Source organism: Hugenholtzia roseola DSM 9546 (genome assembly GCF_000422585.1).
Classification (GTDB): domain Bacteria; phylum Bacteroidota; class Bacteroidia; order Cytophagales; family Bernardetiaceae; genus Hugenholtzia; species Hugenholtzia roseola.
In genome coordinates this window covers 174009-190737 of the sequence record NZ_KE383881.1, presented here as the reverse complement: position 1 = coordinate 190737, position 16729 = coordinate 174009, and the positions used below count along the sequence as shown (strand labels likewise).

General features: G+C 40.1%; 16 protein-coding genes. 5 read left to right on the top strand and 11 right to left on the bottom strand.

The window, feature by feature from the left end; all coding sequences use genetic code 11:
- Position 1: 1 nt before the first annotated feature.
- The 8 genes from G500_RS0114500 to G500_RS0114455 form a co-directional block, all read right to left on the bottom strand.
- Positions 2-1237: an ABC transporter permease gene (locus G500_RS0114500; RefSeq protein ID WP_027003075.1), complete on the bottom strand. Its 1236-nt coding sequence runs from the start codon at positions 1235-1237 to the stop codon at positions 2-4.
- A gap of 130 nt (positions 1238-1367) precedes the next feature.
- Positions 1368-2696, bottom strand: a complete 1329-nt coding sequence (locus G500_RS0114495; RefSeq protein ID WP_035757506.1) for a dihydroorotase — start codon at positions 2694-2696, stop codon at positions 1368-1370.
- Between the two features lie 150 nt (positions 2697-2846).
- Positions 2847-3566 (bottom strand): carotenoid biosynthesis protein, encoded by a 720-nt coding sequence (locus G500_RS23630; RefSeq protein WP_086047925.1) that lies wholly within the window; start codon positions 3564-3566, stop codon positions 2847-2849.
- A gap of 85 nt (positions 3567-3651) precedes the next feature.
- Entirely contained in the window at positions 3652-5046 is a 1395-nt protein-coding gene (locus G500_RS0114480) for a hypothetical protein (protein WP_027003073.1), read from the bottom strand.
- 75 nt (positions 5047-5121) lie between these two features.
- Entirely contained in the window at positions 5122-6606 is a 1485-nt protein-coding gene (locus G500_RS0114475; RefSeq protein ID WP_027003072.1) for a toxin-antitoxin system YwqK family antitoxin, read from the bottom strand.
- Between the two features lie 325 nt (positions 6607-6931).
- Entirely contained in the window at positions 6932-7099 is a 168-nt protein-coding gene (locus G500_RS25765; protein ID WP_154657168.1) for a hypothetical protein, read from the bottom strand.
- Positions 7100-7172: 73 nt separating this feature from the next.
- A complete protein-coding gene (locus tag G500_RS23625; RefSeq protein WP_051203664.1) occupies positions 7173-8336 on the bottom strand; it encodes a CaiB/BaiF CoA transferase family protein in 1164 nt (387 codons plus the stop codon).
- Positions 8337-8605: 269 nt separating this feature from the next.
- On the bottom strand, positions 8606-10099 hold the full coding sequence (locus G500_RS0114455) for a glycine--tRNA ligase (RefSeq protein ID WP_035757503.1): 1494 nt from the start codon (positions 10097-10099) through the stop codon (positions 8606-8608).
- A 327-nt stretch (positions 10100-10426) separates the two neighbouring features.
- On the opposite strand from G500_RS0114455, the gene tsaE reads away from it, so the two are divergent.
- The 5 genes from tsaE (at position 10427) to G500_RS0114425 (ending at position 13938) form a co-directional block, all read left to right on the top strand.
- A complete protein-coding gene (gene tsaE / locus G500_RS0114445; protein WP_051203662.1) occupies positions 10427-10873 on the top strand; it encodes a tRNA (adenosine(37)-N6)-threonylcarbamoyltransferase complex ATPase subunit type 1 TsaE in 447 nt (148 codons plus the stop codon).
- Complete coding sequence (locus G500_RS0114440) at positions 10866-12119, top strand: alanine dehydrogenase (protein ID WP_027003068.1); 1254 nt, start codon at positions 10866-10868, stop codon at positions 12117-12119. The genes tsaE and G500_RS0114440 overlap by 8 nt, the downstream gene beginning before the upstream one ends.
- A 260-nt stretch (positions 12120-12379) precedes the next feature.
- The gene (locus tag G500_RS0114435) at positions 12380-12643 is read left to right on the top strand and encodes a hypothetical protein (protein WP_027003067.1); all 264 of its coding nucleotides are present in this window, start codon (positions 12380-12382) and stop codon (positions 12641-12643) included.
- A 54-nt stretch (positions 12644-12697) separates the two neighbouring features.
- Positions 12698-13291, top strand: coding sequence for a ubiquitin-conjugating enzyme E2 (locus tag G500_RS0114430; protein WP_027003066.1), 594 nt, complete (start codon positions 12698-12700; stop codon positions 13289-13291).
- A 5-nt stretch (positions 13292-13296) separates the two neighbouring features.
- Positions 13297-13938 carry a Mov34/MPN/PAD-1 family protein gene (locus G500_RS0114425; protein ID WP_027003065.1) on the top strand — a complete coding sequence of 214 codons (642 nt, stop codon included), beginning with the start codon at positions 13297-13299 and terminating at the stop codon, positions 13936-13938.
- 116 nt (positions 13939-14054) lie between these two features.
- Here the strand turns inward: G500_RS0114425 and ygiD are convergent, their stop codons facing one another.
- From ygiD to G500_RS0114410, 3 genes are all read right to left on the bottom strand, one after another.
- Positions 14055-14855 (bottom strand): 4,5-DOPA-extradiol-dioxygenase, encoded by an 801-nt coding sequence (gene ygiD, locus G500_RS0114420; protein WP_035757499.1) that lies wholly within the window; start codon positions 14853-14855, stop codon positions 14055-14057.
- Positions 14856-15021: 166 nt separating this feature from the next.
- Complete coding sequence (locus G500_RS0114415; RefSeq protein ID WP_027003063.1) at positions 15022-15672, bottom strand: hypothetical protein; 651 nt, start codon at positions 15670-15672, stop codon at positions 15022-15024.
- Positions 15673-15788: 116 nt separating this feature from the next.
- A complete protein-coding gene (locus tag G500_RS0114410; RefSeq protein ID WP_027003062.1) occupies positions 15789-16640 on the bottom strand; it encodes an AraC family transcriptional regulator in 852 nt (283 codons plus the stop codon).
- Between the last annotated feature and the right edge of the window lie 89 nt (positions 16641-16729).

Below are 16729 nucleotides of genomic sequence, written 5' to 3'. Positions count from 1 at the left end.
TCTAATCAAAACGAATTGCCCTGATGGGTTTGATACGTTTGATGTAAATGTAGGGTAGAAATAAAACAAAACTTATTAAAAAGATAACAACAAAATTAATAAAAATAACGTGTAAAAGTTCTATGCGAATCGGAACATGGTGCATATAATAATTTTCAGGGTCTAAGGGAATTACCTTAAAAAAGAGTTGTATCCAAGAAAGACCCAAGCCCAATAAATTTCCCAAAAGAAGCCCCCTTATCGTAAGTTTTAGCCCTTTATAGAAAAAAACGCGCTGAATTTGTATATCCTTCGCACCCAAAGCCTTCAATGTTCCAATCATACTTGTCCTTTCGGTAATCAAAATCAAAAGCACCGAAACCAAATTAAAGCAAGCCACAAATAAGATAATGGCAAGAAAAATATATACATTTTGATTCAACATTTTAAACCAATCAAAGAAATGACGGTAACTTAAAGTTACTCTATCTAAATATAAATACGAACCACTAAGGTCGTCTAATTCGTCATAGTCTTCTTCCAAATTATCAAATTGATGAAGCCGCAACTGTATGCCGCCAACCAAGCTATCCTCCCAATTATTCAATTTTTGTAGCAATCTTTGGTCTGCATACACAAATCTATCATCAAAATCTTCTATTCCCGTTTCATAAATGCCTACAACTTTCAACTTTCTTTGTCGTGGAGGTTCTTTGATAAAAAATGCAATGACTTCATCTTCCAAATTTAGTTCTAATTTATCGGCAGTTCGTTTGCTAATCACAATTTCCTTGCTTCCTCCCTCCGCTGTGGTATCAGATTGGGTGTCCAAAAAACGCCCCTCTACCAAGTTTTTTTCAAAATATGGCAACTGAAAATCTCCCCCCACTCCCTTTAAAATTAGCCCTAAGACCTCGTTATCGGTTTTGAGCAAAGCAGGCGTTTTGGTAAAGGTATGATAACTCGCCACTCGCGCATCACTCACAACCGCCTGCACAAAGGCATCATGGATAGAAATTGGTTGTAAAGATTCATAAGTATTGTAATTAAGGTCGTATTTGATAAGCTCGACATGCCCTGTAAAGGAAAATATCTTGTCTAAAATCGTCTGGCGAAAGCCTGAAAAGATGGCAAAGGAAATCAGAAGCGTCGCAATTCCTATCATGACACTGCCAATCGCAATCCTACTAATAAAAGTAGAAAAACTGCTACCTTTTTGCTTATCTAATTTTTGGGCAATAAAATATGGAAAGTTCAAATTATTTTTATTAGTTTTGTGTTTTCTAAAATAAGTTTAAGAATGATTATAGATTTTTCTATAATCATTCTTATCAACGCTTTGAAAGAAAGGTACTTACTTCTTTCAGTGGGCGAAAGTTAGCATTTTTTTAGCGTTCAAAAAAGAGGCGTTCTCCTTTTTTGCTTTCATCAAAAACACCTTCGTTGTATGCTAAATGCCCTGATACAATCGTTTGTGTGATTTTTGAACCAAAAGTATAACCTTCAAAAGGCGACCAACCACATTTATACAAAATGTTTTCTTTGCTCACTTGCGTAGGCGCAGTCGTATCAAAAATAACCAAATCTGCCCAATACCCTTCGCGAATAAAACCACGCTCCTTCATTTGAAAACAAATAGCAGGGTTATGTGCCATTTTTTCTGCAATTTGTGGCAAACTAATTTTATTTTGATGATAAAAATCTAACATCATAAGTAAAGAGTGTTGTACCAAAGGCACGCCCGCAGGAGCTTGGTTATAGGCTTGACTTTTCTCCTGCCACGTATGCGGCGCATGGTCTGTGGCAATAATGTCTATTTTGCCCGAAAGTACCGCCTCTAAAATTTTGGGCTTATGGCTCGGATTTTTAATCGCAGGGTTGCACTTAATTTGATTGCCCAATCGCTCGTAGTCGTCGCTATCAAACCACAAATGATGCACGCAGGCTTCCGCCGTAATGCGTTTCTCCGCCAAAGGAATTTCGTTGGTAAAAAGAGATATTTCATCTGCCGTACTAATATGTAAAATATGCAGGCGTGTATTGTATTTTTTTGCTAATTCTACCGCCATCGTAGAGGAACGCAAACAAGCCTCCTCGTTGCGAATTTCGGGGTGATGCTTAGGCAAAATTGCCTCTCCGTATCGCGCTTGGTAGTCTGCCAAGTTTTTTCGAACCGTAGGTTCATCTTCGCAATGCGTTGCGATAAGCAAATCTGTTTCGGCAAAGACCCGCTCTAAAATCTGACGGTTATCCACCAACATATTGCCCGTAGAGCTACCCATGAAAATTTTGAGTCCGCAAACCGACTTTCTATCTGTTTTTAGCACTTCTTCTAAATTATTATTAGAAACTCCCATGAAAAAAGAGTAATTTGCTAAGGATTCGCGCCTTGCCACTTCGTACTTTTGCGCCAATAAATCCTGCGTCAAGGTCTGCGGATTGGTATTGGGCATTTCCATAAAAGAAGTAGTGCCACCTGCCACTGCTGCCTTCGCTTCGGTATAAATTTGCGCTTTATGTGTCAGACCGGGTTCTCTGAAATGCACTTGGTCGTCAATCACCCCCGCCATCACAAATTTACCTTTTGCATCAATCACTAATTTATCATTTTTTCCAGATAAATTAGTACCAATTTGGGCAATTCTGCCCTCCTGAATCCAGATGTCGCCCTCAAAGATTTTACCTTCATTGACGATTTGTGCGTTAAGAATAAGCATGTAAAATGTAGTAAAAGGATAAACTATTGTATTATTATCTTGCTGTTAGTAGTGAAAGACTACAAAAATAGGAGATAACCCTTGCGCCTTAGCCGCAGCAAAAATAACATGGCTACAAACGAAAAGCAAAAAAAAGACCTTTGTCCTTTTTCAAATAAAATGACCTATTACAAAAAATAAAATCTGTGCAAAAAGCAAACTTAAAGCTAATAAATTTTTAGCCTGAATTTCTTTTTTATGATATACATAAGATAGAAAGAAACTCACAATCCACCAAGCAATATAATTTTGTAAAGGAACTATATTTTCTGACCATTGCCAAAAATCATAACGTATCGCTATCGGTTCTATCCAATAGTCCAGACCGACCATAAAAGAAGCCGCAAAAAGAGCTTTTAAAACAATCAGTTTTTTATTTAGATTATCTTCTCTATTTTTTAATCTATTAAAAATCAAACTTACTAAAAAATTAAAACAATATGTAAGTACAAACCAATTTAAACCTATCGTAAGTGGCACTTCCAAAATCTTGAAACCCAATGTTTCGCCATACCAATACGTGCCAAAAATAAGCCCTGTATGCACCCCCAAAACCTCTACTGCATAGCCCGTAGAAAAACAGAGCAGAGAAAAAAGAAAAAACTTTTGCTCCCATTTTTGATGAAATAAAAACAAAATAGAAGAAGCAAATAATAAATTAAAGGGCGTAGCCCAAGTAAAAAACGGACGCGAAACCTCCCAAGCCAGCCCCATAGCCCCTGCAAGGTGCATTACCAAAATTAGAGCCTGAAATTTGGTCGCCCATTTTTCAGAAAGTTTAAAATTTGTATAAAATAGTTGATGTTTTTTTTCTATTTTTTCAAAAATCATGTTGCATTTTTTTAAGAATGGAAGAAAGGCAAAATAAAAAACGTTTTGCCTCCTACATAACTTGTTCTAAGCGTTTGGGTTTTGATTATTTCTCCTCAAACTCGGTAATTTCTATCAGTTTGCCGTCCTTATCGGCAGTATCCGTTTTGAGCAAAACCGTTTTATCTTTTATACTAAAAAAATTACGAATCGTGTATTTTTCTGTTTCTATCACAAGCTCATTTTCTTTTCGATGGTGTGTATAAATAGAAGTTTGTATTCGATAAGGCGGCAATTTTGTATAGCTAACCTCTTGTTTATCAATCGTTTCCGATATAGTTTTGCTATTTTCAAAAAAACGAATGTTGCGCAAAACAGAACCTAACTCCTCATTTGCCTGGTAGGTAGTCAAAATTACTTCTTCCGAGTTCATCGCCCCGCCTTGTCCATAATAAAATCGTTCATTTTTTAGTATTTTCTTTCCCCCACCTTCCAAATAGGTATATTCCCAAATAGCCTCATAAATAAGTTGTTCTTCTTTAAAACGGCTAAAATATTCCTTCACACAACGATTTTGGGCATCATATTCCCGTTGCAAAGACTCACGCCAAAGGGGTTTTTCCTCCTTAAAGCGAACCTCCTGCTGTTGAAGCAGGCTATCTGTTTGCCCTAAATAAGTATAAGTTTTTTTATTTAAAAGGCTATTTTCTGTCAAAGAAAATACTTCTTCGCGAATCAATCGCTGCGCCGTATCATAAAAGTACGTTTTCTTTTCTGTATCTGTTTTTTTATCTTCCTGCCAAAAGCTATGCAGTTCGCTCTCAATTTTAAGGTCTGCCCGATAAGAATAACTAATTTCTTCCTTTTGGTCGGTATCGTATTCTTTCTCTTCTGCGTCTTTATATATTTTTTTGTAGCTTTTAGTTGTTTTTTTGAGTAGGTTGTTTTCTTCTAAAAACTCATTTTCTTCTCTTTCTATTGCCCAATAATTATATTGTGGCAAAAGTTCGCTCTCATAACGGGCTTCCACTAAGCGCAAAAGCGGCTTTTCTGGCTGTGTCCCTTTCTGTTCAATCTTTTGAACATGGAAAGAAAAAGTTGCGGTTTTGCCTTTCTCTATTAAGGTATCTCCCTGATAATCAAAGGTTATTTCGCCTTCGCCCCCATCATTTCCCTCATAACCATGACGGTATACCGTTTTTCGTAGCCTGCCTTGTGCATCATAAAAATGCTGCGCATACTGCAATTCACGTCCTAATTCCCCCGAAGAGAAATCCCATTCCTGTTCTTCTTCTATTTTGGTATATATTTCTTTCGTCTTTTTGTTTTCACAAACCTTTTTCCAATGTTGTTTTATTCTTTTTTTGGGCTTTCCCGCTTCAAAAGGCGTAACCCAAGTAATTTTTTCGGTGCAGGAAGCTGTGGCTTGTGCTAAAATTGCCTCTTTATTTAGTAAAAATAAAAAAGCAAATAGGAGGCTTTTCAGAAAAACAAGTTTCATATCTTGAGCAATAAAAGAGATAAAAAAAACAGGATAAAAAGGTAAGTTTCCTTTTTATCCTGCAAAGATAGGATTTTATTTGGGAACTTTAATAGGATTTTTTTTGCGCTTCTTACCATTTTTATAAGTACGTGCTTCCTTCAAAGCTCCCCTTTTATAAATTTCACGACGGCTTAATAGTTCATTTTCATCATAATAATACCATTTTCCATAGTTATAGTTGCGATAAAATAAGCCCTCGCTGGCTATTTTTCCGTTTGGGTGATAAAAGACGGCATAGCCCCACTTCATAGAAAGTTTGTAATTGATTTTGCTTTCCAACTTTCCTTCGGCAGTCCAAGTAGTGGTTTCACCATTTTGAAAACCATGCGCATAGCTTTCTTTGGTCTTGTTCTTGCCATTGCTGTAATAAGTAGAGCGTGTGCCTGTTAGTTTGCCTTTTTCATTGTATTCTTCTTTGGTTTGTAAATTGCCATTGGAAAAATAGTATTTCCAAACTCCAAAAGGCACTTTTTTCACTTCCTCTTTTTCTAATTTTAACTTTCCGTTGTTATAATATTCTTTTGTTTTGATATGATTTTCGGTAAGATATTTTAGTTCTTGTATCAAATTGCCATTTTCATCATACAAAACTGCTTGCTGAGGCAATCCATTTTGATAGTCTAATATTTGCTTTATTTTTCCATTGGCATAGAAAATTTCGTTTTTGCCATGCAATGCCCCATTTTTATAGTTTGCCGCCTGCAAAAGTACGCTATCAGCAGAAAAACGTCGAAAATAGCCGTTTTTACGCCCATGCATATTGAGGGTTTCCATCTCCACAATTCCGTTGGGGTGAAAACTTTTGAAATCGCCACTCATTTCGCCCTCCTCGTAGGCGCAAATCGTTCTCAAATTGCCATTTTCGTAAAAAGTTTGCTCTATTCCTGTTTGTTTTCCATTTTGATAGGGAATAAGCTCTTTTAAATTGCCATTTTCATAATAATAACGCACCGTATCTGACAAAACACCATCTTTAAAATACAAACGCGATTTGATATTTCCTTCATCATAGTAAGTATAAAAACTATCTTGTAGCACGTCTTGTACATAAAAACCGCGCTGCACCACTTTTCCGTTTTCGTTAAAAACTAAAACTTCGCCTTCTTTTTTATCATTTTTACAAAGGTAAGAAGTTTTAATTGCTCCACTTGGATAATATTCTTCAAACCTGCCTTCTTTCAAACCGTTGTGATAGGCTGCCTTTGTCTTGGGCTTGCCATCAGGATATAGTTCTAAAAGCTGACCTTGTATTTGACCATTTTTAAAAACTACTTCTGACATAAGCTCGCCCGTAACGTAATATTTTCGGTACATGCCTTCCACTAAGGTAGAATCTTGGGCATCAGTATAGTATTCAGCCTTCAAATATTGGTGGTCGAAATCGTAGTATTCGCGCACATGCACCAGCCCATTCTCGGTAGGTTTTGCCTGACGCAAACTCTGACCCCAAAGCGAAAAAGAGCAGTTGCAAAGAAAAAGGAATACAAAGAGTAGGATATTTTTTTTATTTACGGTCATATTTTAGTAAGTTTAAAGGATATGTTTTTGAAATGAATGAAGAAAACAGCAGAAAAAGTATGTATTATTGTTTCACTATATAGAAAAAGAAAGATTTTAGTTTTAAGTGCAAGACAAAGTTTTATAGTGGGTATAACGAAAAAACTATGCCACAAAGTTGGTAGGTGCTGCCCCAAAGAAGCACCCTAAGAAACAAGAAAGAACGTTTGGACTAATAACGCCCTCGAAGGGTAGCTTAGTATCTTTATGCGGTAAGGAAAATTTTGGACTTAATTTTTCACAAAAAAAGGCTATTGCGTCTTTATTTTTTACAAAAAAGAGGCTTTTATTGCTTATCTTTCTCTATTCTCTTAGTATCTATTCCCTTAGCATCTATTCTCTTGGCATCAGAAATAGATTTTTTCTGGCGTGGCGGCACAGCGATTTTATACAAAACCCAACCAAAGCCTATCAATAGGTGAAGCATCACAACGGCAAAAAAGAAAGTAGCCATTAAAATTTGAATTTAGTGTGCTACAAAGGTCAGGCAGAGCGAGCCTCAAAACAATGATTTTTGTCAGTCTTGCTTATTTTTGGCTTTGCGCCAAAAAAGGAGGCGGCTTTAAATCGCTTACATCAAGGTAGTTTCCTTCAAAACGTGCAATAAAATTGCGCACACCGCGCAAGTTAAGGTTTTGATTTTGAGGCACTTCCAAAATAAGATGGGCTGCCTTTTGCATCACTTCGGGCATTGCATTGACTCCGCCAACGGGAACATTTTTAGCCTCTAAACTTTCTATTAAAAACTTTTTTTCATATCTTAAAAAGGCTTTTTCTAAGATAGGCAATAAAAGCTGGCGATTTTCTACGCGCTTTGGGTTTGTTTTGAAAGCCTCTTGATGTGGCAACTCTGCCAATCCTAACACTTCACATAAATTTGAAAATTGCTTATCTGTGCCGACGGCAATGATAACTTCGCTGCCATCTGCGGTTTCGAAAGTGCTGCCATAGGGGACAATATTGGGGTGCTGATTGCCCAAACGCTGCGGAATATGCCCTGCATTGAGCCAATTTGTAGCCTGATTTGCCAAAGAGCTAACAGCAGCATCAAAAAGAGAAACTTCTACTTTTGTACCTAATTTTTCTTGTGATAAATTATTATTTTTGATTTTTTCGCGCCGCCAAAGAGCCGCTAAAATGCCCTCTTTGAGCTGATGAGCTGCCAAAATATCCACTAACGCCACAGGCATCTTTACAGATTTTCCTTTTCTTTCAATCGTATCGGCTTCTCCATTCATATAAAGAAAACCCGCTTCGGCTTGTATGATGGCATCATAGCCAACTTTCTCTTTTTCAAGGGTATAGCCTGCAATCGTACCATAAATAAGGGCAGGATTTAGTTTTGAAAGCGTATCGTAATCTACGCCTAATTTTGCAGCATCTCCCCATTTATAGCTTGCAATTACGATGTCGGTTTGTGGCAATAGGCTATAAAATTGCTTGCGCTCGCTGCTTTGTGTCAAATCGAGGGAAAGGCTTACTTTGCCCCAATTAGCGGCAGAAAAATAAGCAGAAATCGTACTATTTTTATCTTCATTAGGCAACTTCCAAGAGCGTGTAACATCTCCCCCTGCCGTTGTATTTTCTATTTTTAAAACCTGCGCCCCCCCTTCGGCAAAAAACTGACCCACAGAAGGACCTGCAAGTACGCTGGCTAATTCTATCACCTTCAAACCTTCAAATATTTTCATTTATTTGATTTTTTGTTTTGTATTTTGCAAAAAATGCACCCCTCCCCAAACCCCTCCCCCATAGGGAGGGGCTTCAATTTTATATCAATTTTTTCGCATAAATGCAAAAAAATTGATTTGGTTTTCGAACTCTCCCCTTTGGGGGGAGGGCAGGGTGGGGGTTCAGGAGGTTGCTCGAGGTACAAAAAGTTATTTTTTGACCTTCTGACCATTTTAACAACGCCTAAAAAACCCTAAGAATTTTGAAAATTCTTAGGGTTTTGAAGGCACTACACCAACTTTTCTAAAATTCTGTTGATGCTGGTTTCGTATAATAATTTTTCTTTTAAATCAGCAATGGAAACGCGCTCTTGTTTCATGCTATCGCGATAACGCAAGGTAACCGTTTCGCCTTCCTTTTCAATCGTATCAAAATCTACGGTAACGCAAAAAGGCGTGCCTAATACGTCCTGACGCGCATAACGCTTGCCGATAGAAGCACTTTCTTCGTAAAATACGTTCATATCTAATTTCAACATATCCACAATCTGACGTGCTTTTTCTACCAAAGGCTCTTTCTTGACCAAAGGAAAAATCGCAACTTTGATAGGCGCAAGGGCAGGGTGCAGGCTCAAATACGTGCGGGTTTCGCTCTTGCCTTTTTCGTCGGTGGTTTCCTCTTCGCGATAGGCTTGGCAGAGGGTTAGCAAGAAAAGACGGTCTAAGCCGATAGAAGTTTCTATTACATAAGGCACAAAATTTTCGCCTGTCTGTGCGTCGTGATAGCGAAGTTTCTTCTTAGAAAACTGTTCGTGTTGGGAAAGGTCGAAATCCGTGCGCGAGTGAATCCCCTCCACTTCTTTCCAACCGATAGGAAACTCGAATTCTATATCTTCGGCAGCATCAGCATAGTGGGCGAGCTTGTCATGTACGTGAAAGCGCAAACGTGCGTCGGGCGTGCCGATAGCTTGATGCCACTTGCGACGTGCATTTTTCCAATACTCAAACCATTCTTTTTGTGTTCCCGGTTTGATAAAAAATTGCATTTCCATTTGGGTAAATTCGCGCATACGCATAATAAACTGACGCGCCACGACTTCATTTCGGAAGGCTTTTCCTACCTGTGCAATTCCAAAGGGGATTTTCATTCTACCCGTTTTCTGCACATTTAGATAATTGACAAAAATCCCTTGTGCAGTTTCAGGGCGCAAATAGACCTCTGTCGCTTCTTCTGCCACTGACCCAACTTTGGTAGAAAACATCAAATTAAACTGGCGGACTTCTGTCCAATTTGCCGTTTTGGAGATAGGGCAAAGGATTTTTTCTGCCATAATAAGATTGCGCACGCCTTCTAAATCGTCTTTTTTGAGTAGCTCGTTCATTTCGGCAAGCAATGCGGTTGCCTTAGCCGTATTTCCAGAAAGTTCGTATTGGCGGGCTTGTTCTTCTAAAAGTTGGTCGGCGCGGTAGCGTTTTTTGGAATCCTTGTTGTCAATCATAGGGTCATTAAAACCATCTACGTGTCCGCTGGCTTTCCAAGTAGTGGGGTGCATAAAAATAGCCGCTTCTATGCCTACAATATTTTCGTGTAGGCGCGTCATGGCAAGCCACCAAGCCTGTTGTAAATTTTGTCGCAATTCTACTCCGTTCTGACCATAATCATACACTGCTTGCAAGCCGTCGTATATCTCCGAAGACTGAAACACAAAGCCATATTCTTTGGCGTGCGAGATGACCTTGGGGAAAAGTTCGCTGTAAGTATTCGCCGCGATATTAGTGTCCATATATTTTTGTTATCCGTAGGGTAAAGTTCGTTTGCAAAGCGCAAAGATAGTGTTTTTTGGGATACGAAATAGAAAAAGTCGCGCCCTTCTTCAATTCGGGGCTTGGGTGTAAAAAATATTTTTTATTATTATTCAAACCTTTTTTATTTCAATCTCACTTCCGAAAGGGCAATTTCTTGTCGCTACTCTGGTACTTTTTGGCAAGAAAAGACAAAACAATTAGCTATTTTCAATATCTTTCGGTACATTTGTCGTTGTTTGGCGTTGTAAAGGCATCAAATAATAGGCATAAGCAAATACCTACAATCCGCAATTTGAGTACAAGATATGGAATCCTTACCAATAACCTACACTTGGCAAGTACCAACGCTTGCGGCTTGGGACGAAGTGGCGGCTCAGGCGTTGGCAAAATTTGGCAACACGCCAATTTGGATTTTTGAAGGCAATTTAGGGGCAGGCAAGACCACTTTTATCAAAGCCTTAGCCCGAAAGATGGGCATCAGCGACCTTGTCAGTAGTCCTACTTTTGCCTTAGTACAGAGCTATCTTTTGCCCAATAAGCGCGAATTATACCATTTTGACCTCTACCGCTTAGAAAGCCTCGAACAAGCCCTCGACATCGGTATAGAAGAATACTTCGATAGCGGTGCAATTTGTTGGATAGAATGGGCGCAAATTGTTGTATCTTTGCTACCAAAGCCTTATATTGTGGTATCTATTCTTCCTTCCCCCGATTCTCCCCTTCGAACCGTAACCCTGACCCGCCATGAGTAAAGAGCCAAACAAGGACAAACCGCAGGCAGAAATTGCCAAACAGTTGCTTCAATACGCACAGCCGCAGGAAAAAGCCTTAGCCATCAAAGACCACCTTAGCAGCCTAAGTATCGGTATCCCTGCCGAAGACGAGGAGAGCGAATTTAGAGTGGCTTTGCGCCCCGAAGCGGTGCGCCTCTTGGTCAATAATGGCAATGAAGTTCGCATAGAAGCGGGGGCAGGCAAAAAGTGCCAATACGACGACCACGCTTATAGCGAGGCAGGGGCAAAGGTCTGTTATGACCCCGAAGAAGTCTTCCAATCGGAAATTATTTTGAAGGTAGCACCGCCTACCTTAGGCGAAATAGAGATGATTCCACCGCGCAAGACGCTCATTTCAGCACTGCATTTGGCAGGCGTAACGCCCGAATATTTGCACGCCTTAGTGCGAAAGAAAATTACGGCAATCGCCTATGAAATGATAGAAGATAGCGAAGGCGGCTTGCCTGTGGTACGCGCCATGAGCGAAATTGCGGGAAGCACCGTTATTCTCATTGCTGCCGAATATTTGAGCAGTGCCAATGGGGGGCAGGGCATTATGTTGGGCGGCATTACGGGCGTAGCTCCTACCAACGTAGTCATCTTGGGCGCAGGCACAGTAGGCGAATATGCAGCGCGTGCCGCCTTAGGTTTGGGTGCAAATGTGCAGATTTTTGACAACAATACTGCCATGTTGCGCCGCCTCAAATACAATTTGGCGCAACCGCATCTTTTTACCTCCATTCTCGATACCGAAACCCTACAAACGGCTCTGACCCAAGCGGACGTTGTAATTGGTGCTATCAGACCCGAAAAAGGGCGCACGCCTTGTGTGGTGAGCGAAGAAATGGTCGCTCGCATGAAGGCTGGTTCAGTGATTGTAGATGTGAGCATAGACCATGGGGGCTGCATCGAAACTTCGGAAACCACGACGCACACGCACCCCACTTTCAAAAAATACGGCGTAATTCACTACTGCGTCCCCAATATACCCTCGCGTGTAGCTCGTACTGCCACTTCGGTTTTGAGCAACTTCTTCGCGCCCCTTTTGGTGCGAGCAGGTGAAATGGGCAGTGTCGAGGATTTGGTATTTACAGACGGCTACTTTTCGCGCGGCGTTTATGCCTATCAAGGAAACCTGACTAATCAGTATTTAAGTAAAAAGTTTAATATGCGATACAAAGATTTAAGCCTTTTGGTGGCTGCCAAAGGCGGATTTAGCAGTTAGTCGGATAAAATGTCCGCTTGATAACTATTTGATAGCTGTTTGATAACTATTTTGAACCCTACGCCAAACTTTTGCTGCAAGTAGGATAGTTTTTAAGATAGTTTTTTTAGGATAGTCTTGTCGAGGCAAATTTTATAGCCCTAAATTTGGAAAAAAGAAACCAAATTGCTATTTTTGGGCGTGTATGATTTTCAAAAAAAACTTCTTTTTATATACTATAAATCATATCTTATTTCACAACCTTCTATAAACCACGCTATATGGCAGATGTAAATGTAAATTTTGTGCATCCTACTGACGGTCGTGTTATCAATGCGACCATCGATGACTCGATGACCAGCAATGAGGTAATTGCCGAATTGGTTTCACACGATTTCATCAAGTACAGTCCGCAAGGCTATAATTTAGCCATCAAAGGGGGGAGTCGCCTACTTAATCAGCAGACTTTGCGCGACGCAGGTACGGCTCATGGGACAACCTTCCGCGTCATTCCTGCCACAGATGCAGGCTACCACCTCTGCTAACTTTCGCTCGTCCCTTTTGGGTGAGCCTTTTTTCCTCATCAAATTCCGCTTGCTATGACTTTTACCCCGCAGAATATTCGCAACCGTCGCCTTTCCAACGATTACCGCGAGATGGAAAATATTTCAGGCGATATGATAGAAATTGTATCGGTAAAAGGCGAAGTGCCTTATGTGGAGGTCTATGAAATCAAGATACACGTGCGCAGCATTATCAGCGCACGTCCCGAATACCGTCAGGAACACCTCTTGCGCATTAGCCTACCCGAAGGCTATCCACAGACTCCTCCCCAAATAGAGATGCTTAGTCAGCCGATAGTTTTTCACCCCAACTGGTTTAAAAACGGACGCTGGTGTTTTGGCACTTGGGAGATGTCCGAAACATTGGGCAAGCATATTATTCGTATGATTCGCACGCTACAATACGATACCGAAATCACCAACGAACACAGCCCTGCCTACGATGTCGCAACGCAATGGTATGTACAGAACCGCCATTCAGGGCTTTTCCCTTGCGATACCCAACTTTTGCCCGACCCCACCAAACCCAAGCACGAACAACCTAAAAGCAACCGTTTTCGCTTGGGTACAAATGAGGCTGACAATCCGCCCACGCCCCCTTCTTCCAAGCCGCGTTTTAAAATCAATTAGAAACGATGTCAAAATTTAAAATCAATAGTGAAACTACCCCTGTCTATCAGCCGCTCCCGCTGCCCGAACCTGCCCTTTCTGTGGAGTCCGATTTGGCAAGTCTAATTTTAGAGCAGGCGCAAGAAAGAGAAGCAATCGCACAGGAAACACCCGCCCAACACTTGCACAAGCTCTACCTAAGCCACGAAGCCTTTGCACAAATCAGCCAACACATAGGCTGGGGAAAGACCACAGCAGAGAATACCGTAGAGCAGGGCGGTATTTTATTGGGAAAAGTCTATTACGACCAAGAAAAAAAATTATATTTTGGTATCGTACAGCAGACCCTTGCCGCCACCACTGCCAAAGGCTCGACTACTTATCTCGAAATCGGGCATCAAGTTTGGAAAGAAATGATGGATAGCTTCGATGCCCTAACCGAAAAAGAAGCACTTTATCAAGACCTGCAAATTATCGGCTGGTATCATACGCACCCCAATCAACTTTCCGTTTTTATGTCGGGTACAGACCGCCGCACCCAAGAGATTTTTTTCGAGCAGCATTGGCAATTTGCTATCGTACTCAATCCACACAAAAAAGTTTGGCGTGCCTTCTACGGACGCGAGGCAGCAGAGTGCAGCGGCTTTGTATTGCAAAGTTCTATATAGTTTAAAAAGCAAACGCTATAAAAAAAGGGACAATTTTATTGTCCCTTGTCCTTCTGTTCTTTGGTACGCTTTGTTTAGTAGTCCATTTTTTTGGGTTTTGATTTAATGCTTTTTTATTAAAAACTTTCAATCAAAACACTACGCATACTGGTACTGCCATAAGAAATTCCTTCGATGGGAAAAGTTGCTTTTTCCTTTTCAGTTTGTAAGCCCAAAATGTAGAGCAGAGGCAAATAATGGTCGGGAGTTGGAATAGAAAGTCGAGCCGCCTCTCCCAACTTTTCATATTGAATCAGAGCTTGATGGTTTCTATTTTCAATCAATTCTTTACTAATTTGGTCAAATTCAATCGCCCAATCATAAGTGCTGTTTTCGGGAAATTTCAAGCTGCGAAGGTTATGCACAATATTGCCACTTCCCACAATCAGAACGCCCTGTTTGCGCAAAAAAGCCAATTCTTTTGCTAAATCGTAATGATATTGTAAATCTTTTTTATAGTCTAAACTTATTTGAATAATAGGAATGTCCGCTTTCGGATACATCCAGCGCAAGACAGTCCAAGTGCCATGGTCGAAGCCCCAATGGTGGTCTTCTTCTATGTGTGCCTTCTGAACTTTTTGTATAATTTCTTGTGCTAATTCGGGATTTCCTGCCGCTGCATACTGAATTTGAAAGAGTCTATCGTCCATTCTACCAAAATCGTGAATGGTACGCGGGTTTTGCATTGCCATTACCTGTGTGCCTTTCGTGAGCCAATGCGCCGAGATGCAAACAATCGCTTTAGGTTTGGGTATTTGCGCCGCAATTTTTCGCCATGCCAAACTATATGGATTTTCATCGAGGGTGTAAAGCGGTGCGCCATGTCCGATAAAAAGGGTAGGCATCAGGCTTTGAGGGTCTGCAAGTGAGTCGAGCATGTTGGAGGCGTTTAAAGTGAAAGGTAGAGCCGAAAAAGCCACTATCTTTAAAGATTTTCTTAAAAATGTTCTACGATTCATGGTTTAAAAAAAGAGAGAGAGCTGCAAGATAGGTAGAAATGAAAAAAGAAGTAGTTTGCAGCCCCCTCTAATTTTCAAACGACGCTTATTTCAAGGGGCTTGACGCAAAATAAGCACTCACTTCTAAGTTTTGCGCAAAGTTTTGGTATTCGGGCGTGCCAAAGATAGGGTTTGCCGCCTTCTGAAAAGCTGTCGCATTTTCCCAAACAATGATAACCGCCTGTACGCCCTGCTGGAATTGGGGCATCGAGTTTTGGTCTAATTGATAAACTTGAAATTCACGCGCAAAAAGGTAGCCTTCATAGTTTTCGAGCGATTTGAAAAAGGTTTCACGTGCCGCACCAAAAGCCTCTGGCGTTTTGCCCCTACGAATGGCAAATTCTACAACAGTACCCTCTTTTTTGATACTTTCCATATCAAAGGGCTTTCCGTCTGCGGTTTGAAGTAGGACATACGCCAAAGGGTCGAAAGAAGCGAAATAGTTGCGTGCTTCGGCTTGGGGCAACAACTTAGCAGCGGTCTGCCCAAAGCCCTGCATCGAGTTCCAATGCGTCATGCCTATCAAGACTTCCTCTAAATTTATTTCACCCAAAGTGAAAAAAGGCTGCCATTTGCCCTCATTGAGCGTGTTGGGTTCTTTGCCCAAGACCTCGACAAAACTGGCGCGTGTGTTTAGGAAGTTTTCTTTTTGTCCTTCTTTTGCCTTATTGATGGCAAGTTCAAAAATTTCGCTCATACGAAAGTAAAATTAGAGTGGGTAAGAATTTAGCGGAAAATCGTTTTCTATCAAAACTTATCAAGGGCAAAGTTGGAAAGAAATGCACCCGCTTTCATACCTTTTTGAAAAAGGACTTACCAATTTGATAACTGCTCGCGCAAAGCCTGTGGCGATAGACCCGTCATCTGGCGCACAAAGCGCGAAAAATGAGGTGGCGCAGAAAAATTAAACTCATAAGAAATTTCTGTTATGTTTTTTGTTGTATAATTCAATTCTTTTTTTATCTCTAAAATAAGTTTTTCTTGGATAAGTTGCTGTGCCGTCTTAGCAAAATGTTTCTGACACAACAAATTAAGCTGCACGCGGCTAATCTGCAAAGCCTCCGCGTAGTCGGAAACGCCTTTTCGGGTTCGAATATTTTTTTCTAAAAGATTAAGAAAAGCAACTATGGTGAGATTTTCAGCCCCAAGTTCGGTATTTTGATAGCTACGTTTGTAGGTCTGATTCAGCCTTGTAAGCAAATAATAAACGATGGCTCGTAAGATGTGCTTGCTATCTGCCTGCAAATCTTCTATTTCTTCCTTTAATTCCTTCGCCATTTGATAGTAAATATGAAAAGGCTGGTCTTCTATTTTTAGATATGCTTTTTTTGAGATAGAAGTAAAAAATGAAAGTTTGTTTAAAAAATTTTTATCTTTAAAAAAATCATTTAAAAAATCACTTTCAAAAAAGATAGCCACACAAGCCTCCAAAGTAACTTCGGATAGGTCGTTTTGTTGGTTGGGTTTGATAAAAATAACTGTATTTTTTTCTATCTCTATTTTTTCTTGATTTAAAAAATAAGTTCCACTTCCTTTTTTTATAAAAAGAATTGTATAAAAATTTAGCACTAATTGAGGCTCATCTATTTTCAGCCCCAGTTCGTCGGTTGCGTCTATAAGCAACTCTTTTTTGTATTTGTAACGCTCAAAGGTTAGTTTTTTCATATCCTACACTATATTTTGATTTAGATACACTAAAAAACCCTAAGCCTTTTAAGTTGCTTAGGGCTTTTAGTGTTCATTTTTATACAAAA

Coding starts and splice junctions, on each gene's coding strand:
- G500_RS0114495 (WP_035757506.1), bottom strand. CDS start 2,696: ATGCTTATTCTTAACGCACAAATCGTCAATGAAGGTAAAATCTTTGAG.
- G500_RS23630 (WP_086047925.1), bottom strand. CDS start 3,566: ATGATTTTTGAAAAAATAGAAAAAAAACATCAACTATTTTATACAAAT.
- G500_RS0114480 (WP_027003073.1), bottom strand. CDS start 5,046: ATGAAACTTGTTTTTCTGAAAAGCCTCCTATTTGCTTTTTTATTTTTA.
- G500_RS0114475 (WP_027003072.1), bottom strand. CDS start 6,606: ATGACCGTAAATAAAAAAAATATCCTACTCTTTGTATTCCTTTTTCTT.
- G500_RS25765 (WP_154657168.1), bottom strand. CDS start 7,099: ATGGCTACTTTCTTTTTTGCCGTTGTGATGCTTCACCTATTGATAGGC.
- G500_RS23625 (WP_051203664.1), bottom strand. CDS start 8,336: ATGAAAATATTTGAAGGTTTGAAGGTGATAGAATTAGCCAGCGTACTT.
- G500_RS0114455 (WP_035757503.1), bottom strand. CDS start 10,099: ATGGACACTAATATCGCGGCGAATACTTACAGCGAACTTTTCCCCAAG.
- tsaE (WP_051203662.1), top strand. CDS start 10,427: ATGGAATCCTTACCAATAACCTACACTTGGCAAGTACCAACGCTTGCG.
- G500_RS0114440 (WP_027003068.1), top strand. CDS start 10,866: ATGAGTAAAGAGCCAAACAAGGACAAACCGCAGGCAGAAATTGCCAAA.
- G500_RS0114435 (WP_027003067.1), top strand. CDS start 12,380: ATGGCAGATGTAAATGTAAATTTTGTGCATCCTACTGACGGTCGTGTT.
- G500_RS0114430 (WP_027003066.1), top strand. CDS start 12,698: ATGACTTTTACCCCGCAGAATATTCGCAACCGTCGCCTTTCCAACGAT.
- G500_RS0114425 (WP_027003065.1), top strand. CDS start 13,297: ATGTCAAAATTTAAAATCAATAGTGAAACTACCCCTGTCTATCAGCCG.
- ygiD (WP_035757499.1), bottom strand. CDS start 14,855: ATGCTCGACTCACTTGCAGACCCTCAAAGCCTGATGCCTACCCTTTTT.
- G500_RS0114415 (WP_027003063.1), bottom strand. CDS start 15,672: ATGAGCGAAATTTTTGAACTTGCCATCAATAAGGCAAAAGAAGGACAA.
- G500_RS0114410 (WP_027003062.1), bottom strand. CDS start 16,640: ATGAAAAAACTAACCTTTGAGCGTTACAAATACAAAAAAGAGTTGCTT.